A 277-nucleotide genomic window follows, 5' to 3' on the forward strand; every position below is an offset into this window, starting at 1 on the left:
TCAGCCGCGTCATTGTTCCCGCCGGTTGTCAAGGTTTCAGCGAGAACCTCGCCTATCCGCTTGTAGCCGTCGGCGTTCGGATGAAAGCCGTCGATCGTATAGGTACTCAACGTCAGCTCAGTGATCCCGCTGTTAGAATACAGATCGCACACGGGTAGACCGTACATCTTACCGATCAGCTTCACGGCGTTGACGTAGTCGATCAGCTTCAAGCCCTCTGCGTTGGGCTTGTTCCCGTCATAAGTTGCCTCATAGCTCGACCACGCGGGATAAGGAT

The 277-nt window shown here is 54.9% G+C and carries 1 protein-coding gene; it reads right to left on the minus strand.

Annotated features, from left to right (window positions below; all coding sequences use genetic code 11):
- A partial coding sequence (locus ACQP6G_RS20825) for an SGNH/GDSL hydrolase family protein (protein ID WP_429767226.1) occupies nt 1-212 on the minus strand: 212 nt, incomplete at its 3' end.
- Nucleotides 213-277 lie beyond the last annotated feature (65 nt).

The sequence above is a fragment of the Isoptericola nanjingensis genome, assembly GCF_050311635.1.
GTDB classification, from domain to species: domain Bacteria; phylum Actinomycetota; class Actinomycetes; order Actinomycetales; family Cellulomonadaceae; genus Isoptericola; species Isoptericola nanjingensis.